The organism is Thalassospira sp. CH_XMU1458, assembly GCF_037027205.1.
GTDB classification, from domain to species: Bacteria; Pseudomonadota; Alphaproteobacteria; order Rhodospirillales; family Thalassospiraceae; genus Thalassospira; species Thalassospira tepidiphila.
Map to the genome: position 1 here is coordinate 570,501 of NZ_JAYMDW010000001.1, position 15,976 is coordinate 586,476.

Annotated in this window: 12 protein-coding genes; 7 read left to right on the forward strand and 5 right to left on the reverse strand. The window is 57.3% G+C overall.

Features of this window, described 5'->3' with window-relative positions; all coding sequences use genetic code 11:
- Positions 1 to 28 precede the first annotated feature (28 nt).
- A complete protein-coding gene (locus WBY09_RS02685; RefSeq protein ID WP_197146206.1) occupies positions 29 to 493 on the forward strand; it encodes a heme-degrading domain-containing protein in 465 nt (154 codons plus the stop codon).
- A gap of 76 nt (positions 494 to 569) precedes the next feature.
- Here the strand turns inward: WBY09_RS02685 and WBY09_RS02690 are convergent, their stop codons facing one another.
- From WBY09_RS02690 to WBY09_RS02700, 3 genes are all read right to left on the reverse strand, one after another.
- On the reverse strand, positions 570 to 797 hold the full coding sequence (locus WBY09_RS02690; RefSeq protein WP_197146205.1) for a hypothetical protein: 228 nt from the start codon (positions 795 to 797) through the stop codon (positions 570 to 572).
- A gap of 217 nt (positions 798 to 1,014) precedes the next feature.
- Positions 1,015 to 1,413, reverse strand: coding sequence for a GFA family protein (locus WBY09_RS02695; protein WP_197146204.1), 399 nt, complete (start codon positions 1,411 to 1,413; stop codon positions 1,015 to 1,017).
- A gap of 36 nt (positions 1,414 to 1,449) precedes the next feature.
- On the reverse strand, positions 1,450 to 2,472 hold the full coding sequence (locus tag WBY09_RS02700; protein ID WP_008888563.1) for an NAD(P)/FAD-dependent oxidoreductase: 1,023 nt from the start codon (positions 2,470 to 2,472) through the stop codon (positions 1,450 to 1,452).
- A gap of 241 nt (positions 2,473 to 2,713) precedes the next feature.
- On the opposite strand from WBY09_RS02700, the gene tsaE reads away from it, so the two are divergent.
- From tsaE to trxA, 6 genes are all read left to right on the forward strand, one after another.
- Positions 2,714 to 3,190, forward strand: coding sequence for a tRNA (adenosine(37)-N6)-threonylcarbamoyltransferase complex ATPase subunit type 1 TsaE (gene tsaE / locus WBY09_RS02705; RefSeq protein WP_197146203.1), 477 nt, complete (start codon positions 2,714 to 2,716; stop codon positions 3,188 to 3,190).
- Positions 3,187 to 4,311 carry an aminoglycoside phosphotransferase family protein gene (locus tag WBY09_RS02710; RefSeq protein ID WP_336231900.1) on the forward strand — a complete coding sequence of 375 codons (1,125 nt, stop codon included), beginning with the start codon at positions 3,187 to 3,189 and terminating at the stop codon, positions 4,309 to 4,311. Before tsaE ends, WBY09_RS02710 begins: the two co-directional genes overlap by 4 nt.
- Positions 4,308 to 5,069: a nucleotidyltransferase family protein gene (locus WBY09_RS02715; protein ID WP_197146201.1), complete on the forward strand. Its 762-nt coding sequence runs from the start codon at positions 4,308 to 4,310 to the stop codon at positions 5,067 to 5,069. Before WBY09_RS02710 ends, WBY09_RS02715 begins: the two co-directional genes overlap by 4 nt.
- A complete protein-coding gene (gene addB / locus WBY09_RS02720) occupies positions 5,069 to 8,230 on the forward strand; it encodes a double-strand break repair protein AddB (protein ID WP_197146200.1) in 3,162 nt (1,053 codons plus the stop codon). The genes WBY09_RS02715 and addB overlap by 1 nt, the downstream gene beginning before the upstream one ends.
- Positions 8,227 to 11,691: a double-strand break repair helicase AddA gene (gene addA, locus WBY09_RS02725; protein ID WP_197146199.1), complete on the forward strand. Its 3,465-nt coding sequence runs from the start codon at positions 8,227 to 8,229 to the stop codon at positions 11,689 to 11,691. Before addB ends, addA begins: the two co-directional genes overlap by 4 nt.
- A 162-nt stretch (positions 11,692 to 11,853) precedes the next feature.
- Positions 11,854 to 12,174, forward strand: coding sequence for a thioredoxin TrxA (trxA, locus tag WBY09_RS02730; protein ID WP_008888557.1), 321 nt, complete (start codon positions 11,854 to 11,856; stop codon positions 12,172 to 12,174).
- 80 nt (positions 12,175 to 12,254) lie between these two features.
- Here the strand turns inward: trxA and WBY09_RS02735 are convergent, their stop codons facing one another.
- Positions 12,255 to 14,699, reverse strand: a complete 2,445-nt coding sequence (locus WBY09_RS02735; protein WP_197146198.1) for a DNA translocase FtsK — start codon at positions 14,697 to 14,699, stop codon at positions 12,255 to 12,257.
- Between the two features lie 53 nt (positions 14,700 to 14,752).
- Positions 14,753 to 15,943: an aminotransferase class I/II-fold pyridoxal phosphate-dependent enzyme gene (locus tag WBY09_RS02740; RefSeq protein WP_197146197.1), complete on the reverse strand. Its 1,191-nt coding sequence runs from the start codon at positions 15,941 to 15,943 to the stop codon at positions 14,753 to 14,755.
- Positions 15,944 to 15,976: the final 33 nt, after the last annotated feature.

Sequence of the window (15,976 nt, forward strand, 5' to 3'; positions counted from 1 at the left end):
GCCCAACCAATTGCCCAAGGAGGCCCCGATGGATCTGGAATTGCTCGCCAAGCAGGAAGAAATTCTGGTGTTTGACCGCTTTGATGAAGACACCGCCTGGTCAATCGGCTCCAAGTTGGTGGGCGTCGCGCAGGCGAAAAATGCCCCGGTCGCGGTCAATATCCGCACCCCGGACCGTACCCTGTTTCACGCATCCCTTGCCGGTGCGAAACCGGCAAATGATGCGTGGGCGCGCCGCAAAAGCAATCTGGTGCTGCGCGAACATCAAAGCTCGATGCTTTTTGGTGCGGAACTGAAAGCCAAGGGCAAAACCCTTGCCGATCATGGGATCGATTTTGCCGACTATGCCGATCACGGCGGCAGCTTCCCGGTCCGTGTCGCCGGTGTCGGCGTGATTGGCGCGATTACAGTATCCGGACTCGCATCGCACGAAGATCACGGCATGATCGTGAGCGTTTTGGCCGAGCACCTTGGCGTGTCGGTGAAGCTCTAAGACACAGCCGAACTTCTAGACGCTATATTTGTGAGATACTTGACGTCAAACGGCGAAGCCGCGCAAGAGGCCAGGCTTACTCCTCGAGAATAGCCTCAACCTTGCGGGATACCCATTTTGATATGATGGTCGAACCGGCGACCAAAAGGCCGATCGCAACGGCTGTACCAATGACAATGATGAAGCTGCCAGCAGAGCGTCCATGCATCATCATCTGAAAGGTGGTTTGGAATGTCACCATCATCAGTAACGTGCCAAGCAGAAGCGTACCTGAACCAAACAGCATCAGTTTGCGCATATTCATCTTTCAGCGGCTGTTCGGTTGGTCGCCCTCATTCTGGTCGCTCATTTCGTTCCCCTGATGATGATCTGTGCGAATTCTACTCTTGGTAGAATTTTGCAGCCTGTCATGATTGAGCCCCGAGGGCCAGAGACAAGTTTCTTTTGTCCGGTACCTGTGATGTCACCAGTTTGGCAGGAACAAGCTTCAGTACTTTAAAAAGGGCCAGGGATCGTCGCGCTTAATCGAAATGCTCGATCTCCGGATCAATGACAGCAAAGCTCGGCAGTGCCGAGCTCATCCAAAGATGCTTTTTGGCCTTGAACGGGCGTGGGTCATCAAAGGTGCCCAATCGGAAATCGATGAAGCTGTCATCATCGCCCTTGCACCAGGTGATGCTCGATCCGCATGTTGGGCAAAATCCGCGATATTTGCCAGGCGAGCTTTCATATTCGCGCGGCTTGCCATCCCATGTGATGGCATTGGTCGGGAACGCGACAAAGGTCGAAACACCCGAACCGCTATCCTTGCGACACATGCCGCAATGGCAGTGATTGCCGCCAATCGGCTCCCCGGACGCAACAAAGCGCACCGCGCCACAAAGACAACCCCCAGGATGTTCGGGATGTTTTGTGGCCATGGTGCGCTTCCTTGAAAACTTTGACCAAATGTCGGGTTATTCGTTCGGAACACCCGTCGTGGTCGAATATTCGAAATGGAATTCCTTGTCCGGGAACATATAGGCGCGTGCAGCATGGATCGCACTTGCACCTTCGGCAAAGCCCGACAGGATCAGTTTAAGCTTGTGCTCATAGGTCGCGATATCGCCGATGGCAAAGATGCCGGGGACGGATGTTTCCATCGTCGCCTGTTTCACGCCGATATGGTTTTTCTCAAGATTAAGGCCCCAATCGGCAATCGGACCGAGTTCCATGGCAAGGCCAAAGAACGGCAGAAGGTGATCGGCTTCAAGCTCGCGCTCTTCGCCCTTGAGCGTCGCGACAACCACGTGCGACAGGATGCCATTTTCACCCTTAAGCCCCTTAAGCTGATAGGGGATGACCATCTCGATCTTGCCCGCCTCGGCGAGCGCCTGCAGTTTTGCACTGCTGTCAGGGGCCGCACGGAATTTCGGGCGACGATGAACCACCATCACCTTCGCGGCGATGTCATGAAGCGACAGGGCCCAGTCGACAGCCGAGTCACCGCCACCGGCAATCACGACGTTCTTGCCAGCGAAGTCGGCACGACGTTTGACGTAATACTGAACACCACCCGATCCTTCATACTCTTCAAGGCCATCCATCGGCGGTTTGTTCGGGCCAAAGGCACCGCAACCAGCCGCAATCACAACCGCACCAGCATCAATGACCGTGCCCTTCGTGGTGACCAGCGTGAAACGGCCATCATCGCGTTTCTCAAGCTTGGTGACCTGCTGACCCAGATGATAGGTCGGCTCGAACGGGTCAGCCTGTTTGGCAAGCTCGTGAATAAGATCCTGACCGGCAATTTGCGGATGGGCCGGAATGTCGAAAATCGGCTTTTCCGGATAAAGTGCGCTGCACTGGCCGCCGACCATATCAAGCGCGTCAATCACATGGGATTTAAGCCCCAGCATACCGGCTTCGAAAACCGCAAAAAGCCCGACCGGGCCTGCGCCAATAATGGCAATATCTGTGCTATGCGATGCGTCTGACATACTTATTCCATCCAAATAAAATCAAATTTGGGTAGGGGGCTGCCCCCAAGCCCGGCGGTGTGCGGGATTTCTTATGCAGCCAGATAGCATCTGGAACACGATATCGCAATGTAAACCGGCCTTTTTCCGGGTTTGCGCCGTGATTTGAACCACACGTCCCAATCGGCTTCGCAAAATCATTGCGAAGTGCCGCATCAACCCCCTAAAACAGAAGGCAAGAGCCATTCAAAAGACGGACATCATGACCAGGACAGTCACTGTCAGCGATCAGAACGGGACCGAAGCCCTTGCCGCCAAACTTGCCGCTGTTGCCAGGGCAGGGGACGTGATTTTGATGCATGGGACACTCGGCATGGGCAAAAGTGCGTTTTGCCGTGCCTTCATTCGCGCGGTGGCCGATAACCCGAACGAAGAAGTCCCCAGTCCGACTTTCACACTGGTTCAGATCTATGAACTTGATCGTGTGCCGGTCTGGCATTTTGACCTGTATCGCTTGTCTGATCCCGAAGAAGTCCACGAACTTGATATCGAGGACGCCTTTTCCGATGCCGTCAGCCTGATCGAATGGCCGGATCGGTTGGAATATCTGACCCCGGAAAATCGTCTTGATATTCATGTCGAACCCGGATCGAGCCCTGATGGCCGTGTGTTCAAGCTTGAGCCGCATGGTGAAGACTGGGATGCACGGATCAATGATCTGGTGGTAAGCCCGTCATGAACCGCGCAAGCCCCGATCAGGAACGCCGCAACGCTGAACGGCAGGATTTTCTCGTCACCTGTGGCTGGCAGACCGCGCAGGTCATGCCACTTGTCGATGATGCCTCGGCGCGGAAATATTTCCGCCTTGAACGGCGCCATGACACCGCCCTTCTGATGGATTTTCCGCCGACGGCCATTCATGTCGATCCGCATGGCATTTATGACAATCCCGAACGTCCGGCCTCTGTTTCACCAGTTCTGCAAACCACAAATCTGTTCAAACAGGCCGGTTGGCGGGTACCCGAAATCTATGAGGCGGATGAAAAGCGCGGCTTGGTCCTGATCGAGGATTTTGGTGACATCACCTTTACCGAGGCGCTCATGGGCAGTGCGATGCTGGATGGCACAACGCAGGATACGCTTTATCTGCGTGCTATCGAACAGCTGATCACCCTGCATCGCTTCTGCGACGGGGGCGGGATGAATGATTGCGGTCTGGTGCGCTATGGCCCGGAAAACCTGCGCCGGATGCTGGCCAGCTTCAAGGCCGATTACTTGCCACTCATCATCCCGGACGCGGCCAAGCGTGATGCGGCAAGCATCGCCTTTGATCAGCTTCTTGAAATCGTGCTGCCACTTTGCTGGCAGGTGGGTGAGGTGATCATTCACCGTGATTATCACGTTGATAACCTGATGCTGGTTGAAAATGGTGATGGCGGCGATGATTGCGGCATCATTGATTTTCAGGACGCGGCGATTGCGCCGCGGCCCTATGATCTGGCGTCGCTTCTGCGCGATGTGCGCCATGATATCGGCCCGGACCTTGAAGCGCGGATGAAGGAATTCTATCTCGCTGCGTTCTCCAACATCGATCGTTCTGATTTCGAAACGGCTTATATCGCGACCTCTATGCTACGCAATTTCCGCATCCTTGGCCGGTTTGGCTGGCTTGCGATCAAGGCCGGAAAGACGCGCTATTTCGAATACATCCCGCGCTGCTGGGACATAATCCTGCGCGGGGCGGCAGAAAAACTGCCAGCCCTTCAGGATTGGGTGGATGTCCATATTCCGTCCGATGCGCGCAGCGCCCCGGCAATCGGCAAAACCCAGAACCTGTCAGGCAAAGAGGCACAATCATGAGCGCACCAAACGCAAAGGCACAGGCCATGGTTCTGGCAGCTGGGCTTGGCAAACGCATGCGCCCGATCACCGATATCATGCCAAAGCCGTTGATATCGGTCGTGGGTAAGCCGATGCTTGATCATGTGCTTGATAAACTGGCAAACGCCGGTGTCACGCAGGCGGTGGTCAATTCCCATTATCTTGGGCAACAGATCATTGATCATGTCGCCACCAGAACTGCACCCACCATCATCACCTCGCCCGAGGAAGACCTGCTTGAAACCGGCGGCGGGGTAAAAAATGCGCTCTCGAAACTCGCCGAAGACGCGGTCCTGATTGCCAATGCCGATGTTTTTTGGACCGAGGGGGCAGAACCGCTGTTTGATCGCCTGATCAATGCCTTTGACCCCGATCACATGGATGCGCTTCTGGCCCTCTATCCGGTGGCAGATGGCTATGGCTATGATGGGGCAGGGGATTTCTTTTGGCAGGTGGATGGGCGGCTGAAACGGCGCGGTGAAGCACCCGAGGCCCCGTATTTTTTTACCGGGGTGCAAATATTGGCACCGCACCTGTTTGAAGATACGCCCGATGGCGCCTGGTCACTGAATGTCGTTTATGACAAGGCGCTTGCCGCTGGTCGGTGTTATGGTCTGGTACATGATGGCGGATATTTCCATATCGGCACGCCAGAGGCGCTCAAGAAGTCCAAACCCGTCATCGCAAAGGCGCTTGAAACTGAGCGTACCAAGAAAGCCGCATCCGGGGGAGTTTGATGGCCGACCTGTTTGATTACATGGACGCGCCCGAATATGACGAAGCTTCCTTCGCGGGGGAGGCAACGCCGCCCTCAAACCTGTTTTTCATTCCGCCCGGCGTTGCCTTTGCCGATTTGATCGCCAAACAACTGATGGCGGAAACTGCCGATCAGCCAGATACATTGCCCGACTATGTCCTGATGGTGCCCAATCGCCGATCCGCCAAGGTGATGCGCGATGCCTTTTTGCGGCAGTCGCAAGGCGCGGTGACCCTGCTTCCGACCATTCGTCCCTTGGGCGAGGCGGATGAGGATGAATTGGCGATTTATGGTGCGGGTGGTGAACAGGCCGCCCTTGATCTGCCGCCCGCCATCCCCGATCTGCAGCGCAAATTGCTGTTAACCCAGCTGATCATGGGCCGCCCCGATCATCGCGGTGAAAAACCAACTGCCGATCAGGCCGCCCGTCTTGCCGGCGAACTCGCACGCTTTCTGGATCAGGTGCAAACTGAAAACTGCGCCTTTGACGATCTTAAGGGCCTGGTCCCCGAAGAATTCGCCGAACACTGGCAGCTCACCCTTGAATTCCTGCAAATCCTGACCATTCACTGGCCAGGTATTTTGGCTTCTCAGGATGTCAGTGACCGTGCCATGCGGCGCAATGCCCTGATTGCCGCACAGATTGATCTATGGGAAGAAAACCCGCCAGAAACGCCGGTGCTGATTGTCGGCTCAACCGGCCCGTTCCCCGCCTTGCGCGATTTGATGGCGGCGGTGCTTAGAATGCCGCAGGGCCGTGTGGTTTTGCCCGGCCTTATGACAGGGCTTAGCCACGAAGACTGGGCGGCGATTGCCGATGATGCCGCCCATCCACAACATCTTCTGGGCAAGACTCTCGGCCATATCGGACGTCATGCTGACAGTGTTCTGCCTTGGCCCGCCCTTGATCCCGAAAACGATGCCACGATTGAGCGCCGACGTCTGGCCCGCGAAGCGTTACGACCGGCCAAGACCACCCATCACTGGCGTCACATCACCGGATTTATCCCGGATGTGATGGATGGCGTTTTGCGTGTGGATTGTTCGGGTGCGCGTGAAGAGGCAACCACGATTGCCCTTATGATGCGCGAGGCGCTGGAGCATCCCGAAAAAACCTGCGCGCTGGTCACCCCGGATCGCGGCCTTGCCCGGCGTGTCGCCACCGAACTGCGTCGGTGGGAGGTCGAAATTGATGACTCGGCCGGTATCCCGCTGCATGACACCGCACCGGCGATTTATCTGCGCCTTGTGGTGCGTGCCGTGCAGGAGGAATTTGCGCCTGTCCCATTGCTGGAACTTCTGAAACATCCGCTCTCGGCGGCGGGTCTGTCACCGGAGAAATTCCGCGTCCTGACCCGCCTTCTGGAAAAGGAAGTCCTGCGCGGTGCGCGTCCGGGTCCGGGGCTGGATGGGTTGCAAACGGCTCTTGATGGCTGGTGCGAGGATACGGTCGCCCGCCTCAGCACATCCGGGGCAAACAGCGCCATTGGCCGGATTGAACGCATCCGCGATGATCATGCGCGCCTTAGTGATCTGGTCGCCCGCATTAAAACCTGCCTTGATCCGATTGATGATCTGACCAGCGATAAAACGCACGCGCCAGTTCATCTGCTGCGCAGTCATGTTACGGCGGCTGAGGCACTGGCGGCCAGTGATACCCAAACCGGCGCGGATCGCCTGTGGCGCGGCGAAGCGGGCGAGGCATTGGCGGATTTCGTCCATGAATTGCTGAATGCGCTGACGGATTTTGCGCCGATGCCGGGCAATCGGTATAGCGCGTTTCTTGATGCCCTTATGGCGGATCGCGCGGTGCGTCCGCGCTACGGTAAACATCCGCGCCTGTTTATCTGGGGCACGGTCGAAGCCCAGATGCAGCAGGCCGATCTGACCATACTTGGCGGGCTTAATGAAGGTGTCTGGCCGCCCGAAGCCGGTGCCGATCCGTGGATGAGCCGCCCGATGCGCCGTAATTTCGGCTTGCCCGCCCCCGAACACCGGGTCGGGCAATCGGCCCATGATTTTCAGCAACTGTTTTGTTCGCCCGACGTGGTGATGACCCGTGCGCTGCGTATCGAAGGCACGCCAACCGTGCCGTCACGCTGGTTGTTACGGATTGAAAACATTCTACGCAAATCGGGCGTGTCGATGGAAAAGCCCGATGCGGCCGAGTGGCGTGCGTTGGCTGATCTTATTGATGAACCGGCCTCAAGCATGCGGATCAAGATCGGACGCCCGGCCCCCAAACCGCCTGCATCGGCGAGGCCGGATCGCCTGTCGGTGACCCAGATCGAAACGTGGATGCGTGATCCTTACGCTATCTATGCCCGTCATATCCTTGGCCTGCGCAAGCTTGACGGGATCGACGAAGATCCCGGTGCCGCGGATTACGGCAACCTGATTCACGACGCCCTTGATCAGTTCATTGCCCGCCATCCCGAACATTTGCCACCGGATGGCGAACATGAATTGCTGATCATTGGTCGCGAAGTGTTCGAACCGCTTGCGGCACGTCCCGGTCTTTGGGCCTTCTGGTGGCCACGGTTCGAGCGCATCGCCAAATGGTTCATCCAGACCGAAGCAGCGCGGCGCGATGCGGTGCGCAAATCCTATACCGAACAATCCGGAACCCTTGATACCAGCAGCGGTTTTCAGGTCTATGCCCGTGCCGACCGCATTGATCAGCTGCGCGATGGCGGGATTGCGATCATTGATTATAAAACCGGCGCACCACCCAGTCAGGGCGATGTTGCCAACGGCTTTGCCCCGCAATTACCCCTTGAAGCCGCCATCGCCGAAAAGGGCGGTTTTGGCGATGTGCCCGCAGGTCCCCCGGCCAGCATGGCATTTTGGAAGCTTTCGGGCGGGGACCCGGCAGGTGAGATCGTTGAAATCAACACAGGCCGGATGAAAACCACGCCAGCGGAACTTGCCCATGCGGCGGTGGAGGGTGTGAATGGTCTGGCCGCCGCCTTTGCCGATCCTGCAACGCCCTATCTCAGTGTGCCGCATCCCGATCACGCGCCGAAATATTCCGACTATGTCCATCTTGCCCGCCTGCGTGAATGGATGGGCAGCGAGGATGTGGATGATAGCGCTAACATCGATGAAAAACAGGATGTTGGTGAAGGGGATATATCATGACCGACATGCGCGGAACTGATCCCAACGTCCTGCAACGCAATGCATCCGATCCGACAGCATCGGTCTGGGTGTCGGCTTCGGCAGGCGCGGGCAAGACCAAGGTGCTGTCAGATCGCGTCTTGCGCCTGATGCTTTCGGGCACCGAGCCACATCGTATCCTGTGTCTGACCTTTACCAAGGCCGCGGCGGCGGAAATGGCCAACCGTGTGAATGAACGATTGGGTCTGTGGGCCACCATGGAGGATCGCGACCTTCAGGCCGATCTCGCCAACCTTGCCGGTGCAGCACCGAGTGCCGATGAAACCATCCGCGCGCGCCAGCTTTTTGCCCGTGTGCTGGATGCGCCGGGCGGTATGAAGATCCAGACCATTCATGCCTTCTGTCAGTCGCTGTTGCGCCGTTTCCCGCTGGAAGCCGGTCTGGCGCCGCATTTTGAAATCATGGATGATCGCACGGCCGCTGAAACCATGGCCGATGTGCAGGAAGAGGTTCTGGCATTCGCCCGAACCGGACGCGATGATGATCTCGCCCATGCCCTGTCTGTCGTCACCGGTCAAGTCCGCGAAGGTGCCTTTGGTGAGGTCATGAGCGAGCTTGCCCGCGAACGTGGTCGCCTGAAGCGCATGCTAGCCAATCTGGGCGGGGCCAATCGCATGCGTGATGCGGTCTATAAGGCGCTTGGTGTGCCGGTCGGACTTGATGATGAAACCATCCTGACCAAGGCCCTTTCCGATGATGCCTTTGATCGCGATGGCTTGATGCGCGGGTTGGCAGCGCTCGAGGCCGGAACCAAAACCGATACCGCACGCGTGCCGGCATTGGCGCAATTTCTTGAAAAGACGAATGTCGAAGACCGTCTGGCGGTGTTTAGCGAATATCGCAGCGTCTTCTTCACCACGGCGGGTGAACCGCGCGCCAAACTGATCACCAAGGGGGCAGCAGAAAATCACCCGATGGGGGCCGATGCGCTTGAACAGGAATGCGCGCGTCTGGTCGAGGTCGACCGCCAACGCAAGGCCGCCGCAATGGCCGGGGCGACATCGGCGCTAATCACCATCGGCAATGCGATGCTTGATCGCTATGCCACCAAAAAGGCCCTGCATGCCCGCCTTGATTATGATGACCTGATCTTGACCAGTTTGCAGCTTTTGCAACGCCAGGCCGGGATTGCCGGCTGGGTGTTGTTCAAACTGGACGAGGGCCTTGATCACGTCCTGATTGACGAGGCGCAGGATACCAACCCCGAACAGTGGGAAGTTGTGCGTATTCTGGCCGAGGAATTCTTTATCGATGCCGGGCGCCATGCCGATAAGCCGCGTACAATCTTTGCCGTCGGCGATGCCAAACAATCGATCTATAGCTTCCAGCGCGCCGATCCCGAAAAATTCGCCGAAATGCGCCGCTACTTCCGCGAACGGGCGCGTGAAATCGCCGCCGACTGGCGTGAAGTACCGATGAACATCTCGTTCCGATCCACCGATGCCGTTCTGGGCACGGTGGATCGTGTCTTTGCCGGTCCGGTCGCCAAGCAGGGTGTAGGCGATGATGGTGCTGATGTGCTTCACAGCCCGTTTCGGGTCGGGCAGGCCGGGCGGATTGAACTTTGGCCGGCCGTCGAGCCCGAAGAGCGCGCACCCGAAGACCCCTGGACACCACCGATCCGCATTGTCCGCCTTGAAGATCCGGAAATCCGCCTTGCCCGCGTCATTGCCGGGCGCATCCGTCATGCGATTGATGAAAAGGAAATCCTGACATCGCGTGGCCGTCCGGTGCGCGCAGGTGACTTCATGATCCTTGTGCGGCGGCGTACCGCCTTTGTCGATGAGGTCGTCAAGGCACTTAAGGAACGCAACGTTCCCGTCGCCGGGGTCGACCGCATGCAGATCACCGATCAGCTTGCGGTGATGGATCTGGTGGCGTTCGGGCGGTTCCTGTTAATGCCCGAAGATGACCTGACACTGGCCGAGGTGCTTAAAAGTCCGCTGATCGGTCTTGATGACGATCAGTTGTTTGAAATTGCCCATAACCGCCCCAGAACTCTTTGGCATGCGCTGCGTGAAAAGGCGGCTTTGGTTGAAGACGGATCACCGTTTGCGCGCGCCTATGCCTTCCTGTTCAAGTGGCTGGGCCGGGTTGATTACGAACGCCCGTTTGAACTTTATGCCGAATTGCTGGGCGGTCGCGGGGAGGAAGCGCGTGGAGTCCGTGCCCGTCTGGTTGGTCGTCTGGGGATCGAGGCCAACGACCCCATTGACGAATTCCTCAACCTCGCGATGGGCTATGAAGCTGATCATGCTCCGACGCTTCAGGGCTTCCTGCACTGGCTGATGGCGGGCGATGCCGAGATCAAGCGTGACCTTGAACAAAGCGGGCGTGATGAAGTCCGCATCATGACCGTGCATGGTGCCAAGGGGCTTCAGGCCCCCATTGTGTTCCTGCCCGATACCATGCAGGTGCCGACACAGGCCCCGAACCTGTTCTGGCAGGAAGACCGCAATCTGATGTTCTGGTTGCCGCGTGTGGCGCTTGAAACCGATCTTGTTGCCCGCCTGCGCGATGACATCGCACTTAAACGCGATCAGGAATATAACCGCCTGCTGTATGTCGCCCTGACACGCGCCGAAGACCGGCTTTACATTTGTGGCTGGCAGGGGCGGCGCAAGGCGCCAGAGCATTGCTGGTACAATCTGTGTAGCCAAGCGATGGAAGGCTACGCCAAACCGGCGCAGATTGATCTTTCGACCTATTCCGGATCAGGATGGGAAGGGGAAGGCTGGGTCTGGGAAACCGATCAAAGTCAGGCGCCCAAACCGGACCGCGCCGATGATATTTCGGATTCAAAACAATCTATAAAACGCCAGTTAATTCGGGCCGTTGCGCCAGAAGAATCCTTCCCGCCCAAGCCACTGGCGCCCAGTCGGCCGCTTGAAGACGAACCGGCTGTTCAATCACCGCTGGGTGGCGATCAGGGACAAAGCTTCAAACGTGGTCTTCTGATCCATAAGCTTTTGGAACTGTTGCCAGATCTGCCGGAGCAGGCCCGCCTGAAGGCAGCCGAACGCTTCCTTGCCCAACCGGTTCATGCGCTTGATCCCGATCTCCAGGTTGAAATCGCCAATGAAACGCTGGGTATTTTCGATAATCCGGCCTTTGCCCCGGTCTTTGCGCCCGGATCCCGGGCAGAGGTGCCGCTTGTCGGCATTGTCGGCGGGGATGTGGTTTCGGCCCAGATTGACCGGCTTGTCGTTCGCGACGATGAAGTGATGATTGTCGATTACAAAACCAACCGTCCGCCGCCCCGCGATGTCGAAGACACGCCGCGTGCCTATCGTCGCCAGATGTCGATCTATCGTGCGGCCTTGGCGCAAATGTATCCCGGCAAAAAGGTCAGGTGTTTCATTCTCTGGACCAATGGACCGTGGATGGTAGAGTTGCCCGATCACATTCTGACATTTGGTTAGGGAACCGACTCTGCAGAACGCCTGCTTTGACGCAGATCGCTTTCGCGCGGATCGCCCAATGCGCTTGACGTTTGCGTCAGTGCTGCCTACCTTGGCCTCATAAAGCGGATCGAGGTTTGCGGGTTCGCCCGCCTTGCCTCGTAACAACTAGGATCTGAAAGTATGACCACGATTAAAGTTTCCGACGGTTCGTTCGATACCGACGTTCTGGGTTCCAACGACCCGGTTTTGGTCGATTTCTGGGCTGAGTGGTGCGGTCCGTGCAAACAGATTGCCCCATATCTCGATGAAATCGCCGGTGAACTGGGCGGCAAGCTCAAGATCGCCAAGGTGAATATCGATGAAAACCCGAACACCCCGGCGAAATACGGTGTTCGTGGCATCCCGACCCTGATGATCTTCAAGGGTGGTGAAGTCGCTGCGATGAAAGTCGGCGCACTTCCGAAAAGCGCTCTTGTCGACTGGATCAACCAGTCGATCTGATCTTCATCGGATCATTGAATTAAAAAGGCGGGCTGAATTTCAGCCCGCCTTTTTCTTTGCCCGGTTTAAAGCACGCTTCCCTAATACTCGTATGGGGTCCCATCCATATTTTCCATAAGCACTTCACGCTTGCCGACATGGTTGGCGGCCGAAACGACGCCGTTTTCTTCCATCTGCTCGATAATGCGGGCTGCGCGGTTATAGCCGATTGAAAGCTTGCGTTGGATGAAGCTGGTCGATGCCTTCTTCTCGCGAAGGACAATACCAACTGCCTGATTGTAGAGATCATCATCTGATCCGCCCCCACCAGCCCCGGCATTGCCACCGGCCATATAGGCCGCGACCGGGTCTTCTTCGGGTTCTTCGGTAACGGTTTCAAGATAGGCCGGGTCGCCCTGATCGCGCAGATGCTTGACGATGCTTTCGACTTCTTCATCGGAAACAAACGGGCCGTGGACACGCTGCAAACGGCCGCCCTGACCCATGTAAAGCATATCCCCCTGACCCAAAAGCTGCTCGGCGCCCATTTCACCCAGAATGGTGCGCGAGTCGATTTTCGAGGTCACGGAATAGGAAATACGCGTCGGGAAGTTGGCCTTGATCGTACCGGTGATCACGTCGACTGACGGACGCTGGGTCGCCATGATCAGGTGCAGACCAGCCGCACGGGCCATCTGTGCCAATCGCTGGATCGAGGCCTCAACATCCTTGCCGGCAACCAGCATCAGGTCGGCCATTTCGTCGACGATGATGACGATAAATGGCAGCGGCTCCATCGGCAGTTCCTGATCTTCAAAGATCGGTTTGCCGGTTTCCGGATCAAAGCCGGTCTGAACACGTCGGGTAAGCTGTTCGCCCTTGGCGGCGGCTTCCTTGATGCGTTTGTTATAGCCCGCAATGTTACGCACACCGACCTGGCTCATGGCGCGATAACGGTCTTCCATCTCGCGCACGGCCCATTTCAGGGCAACAACCGCCTTGTGCGGGTCGGTCACGACCGGGGTCAGAAGATGCGGAATGCCGTCATAGATCGACAATTCAAGCATCTTGGGATCGATCATGATGAAGCGGCATTCTTCAGGCTTTAGGCGATAGAGCAATGACAGGATCATCGCGTTCACACCCACCGATTTACCCGAACCGGTGGTACCGGCAATCAGCAAGTGCGGCATTTTGGACAGATCGGCAATTACCGGTGTGCCGCCGATATCCTTACCGAGGCTCATATTGAGCTTGCCGGTATTCTTTTCAAAATCACTCGATGCCAGAATTTCATGCAGATGAACGGTTTCACGGCGCGAGTTTGGCAGTTCGATCCCGATGACGTTGCGTCCGGGCACCACGGCAACACGGGCGGCAATCGCACTCATGGAACGCGCAATATCATCTGCCAGGCCAATCACGCGCGATGATTTGACGCCTGCGGCGGGCTCGAGCTCATAAAGGGTGACAACCGGGCCCGGGCGAACCTGAACGATCTCGCCCTTAACGCCAAAGTCCTGAAGCACGGTTTCAAGCAAACGGGCATTCTGTGCCAAGGCTTCCTGATCGATCTGGTTGGCATCGGCCGGATCAGGTTCACCAAGCAGATCAAGCGGTGGGAAACGATACTCATCCGAGCCCAGATCAAACGATGCCTGACGCTGCGCTGCGGCCTTCTGGCTTGGTTGCAGCTTGGCGGCTGGCGCGGCGACAATATGAACCGGCGGTTCGTGATCGTCATCGTCGTCAAACTCGTCATAATCATCCGCGGCAACATCCGGTTCAGATTTCCGGGTTGAAATGGCCGTGCCAAGCTTGGACTTGCCTGTGTCCATCGACGGTTCCTGACGCGAGCCCGGGGCACGCTTGGCAAGCGGCTCATCGTTGCTGCCAGTCGGGATAATGGCACGAATGCCTGCAATCACCTTGCCGCCGGCAAAGGACAGCGCCGTGCCCAACCGTCCCCATTCAGACAGGGAATAGGCCATACAAAAGATCGTCAGTGCCAGACCAAGCATCATGGATGCCAATGCGATCAGGGCCCGTGCGCCGGGAACCCCAATCATCGCAAAACCGGCCTGAAGCTTGCCCAGCAGCAAATCACCGGCAAAGCCGCCCAGACCAACCGTCAGCGGCCAATGCATGCCCGGCTGAATGGCGGCTGCCGAAACCGCGACAAGAAGCAGTGCCAGCGGCAAGACAAGGAAACGTGCCCACATCCAACGGAACGGTTTGACCGCAATCAGGCGCAGGCCCCAGGCGACAAGCAAAACGGTAATCAGTGCGGATGCCAGACCAAGGGTCCGCAGCATCAAATCCGCGCCATAGGCCCCGACAATCCCCAACGGATTAAAAATCGTCGTGCGGTCCGTGGCATGGTTAAACGATGGGTCGCCGGGATGAAAACCGATCAGCATGATGAACAGGGCCATGGCCAGCAATACCAGCCCCAGGCCGCAAAACCGCAAACCACTGCGCTTGAGCAGTGTCACGAGACTGCCGGGCATGAATGCGGTTCCAAGAGTGTTTGACTGGCTGCTCATCTGGGTATCCGTTCTGGTTAAGTCCTGCTGTTCTGGTCGGGCGAAGCGTCGGTTTAGCTTTCCAATGCCTTAGCGATGCGGGTCAGTCCTTCCCGCGTGGTTTCAAGATCATGCACCAAGGCAATGCGGATGAACCGTTTGCCCGGATTGTCGCCATTGGCATCGGTCAATGACAGGTAACTGCCCGGAATGACCTTTACCCCGGATTCTTTCCAGATTTTTCGGGTGGCGGCCTCATCATCGCCGACATCAAGCCACAGGAAAAATCCGCCGGGCGGGCGATAGAAGCCAAACCGGTTGCCAAAGACTTCCTCGGCGATGTCGATTTTGGCTCGATAGATATCCCGGTTGGCCTCCGCATGGGCATCATCGTTCCAAAGTGCGGTGGATGCGGCCATGACCGGCATCGGAATGGTGGCCGAGCAATAGCTGCGCAGTGCGGTAAAGCGTTTGATGATCTTTGCATCACCGGCAACGAAGCCTGAACGCAAACCCGGCGCACTGGATCGTTTCGAAAGACTGTGGAAGACAAGAATATTGTCCATGTTTCCACCCTGTGCGGTACAGATTTCAAGCGCGCCGGTCGGTGCGGTGCTGTCATAGATATCGGCATAGCACTCATCCATGGCCAGCACGAAGTCATGCTTGCGCGCCAATGCAATGATCTGTTCGAGGTACGCACGTGATGCAATCGCCCCTTGCGGGTTGGCCGGCGAGCAAAGGAAGAACAGCGCGCAGGCATCAAGATCCTTGGCATCAATCTGATCAAGATCGGGCAGGAACCCGTTTTCCGGCTCTGCTGCCAGCGGCACCATTTCCGCGTCATTCAAAACCGCTGCGCCGCAATAGACCTGATAGAACGGGTTGGGCAGCAAGACCTTGGGTTTAGGACCCGGTTGATCCTGTGGAATGACGGTGGTGGCAATCAGATAAAGTGCCTCGCGCGTGCCTGCGACCGGCAGGACGTGATCATCACGGTCGATCATGTCTTTGGGCAGGTTATAGCGGCGATCAAGCCAGTTTTTGATGGCGTCGCGCAATTCCGGCGTACCGGTGCCGGGCGGGTATTTGTGCCAAAGGCTGGCATGTTTGACCATTGCCTCGGTGATCATGGCGGGCGGTTCGTGCTGTGGCTCGCCGATCGACATAACAAGCGGCGGCTGACCGGGTTCGATCCCGTCAAGCAGGGTTGCCAATCGCGGAAACGGATAGGCAGGCAATTGATCCAGGCGCGCGTTAAACATGGTCGTCGTCAATCCAGCATGATCTGTGGTCCG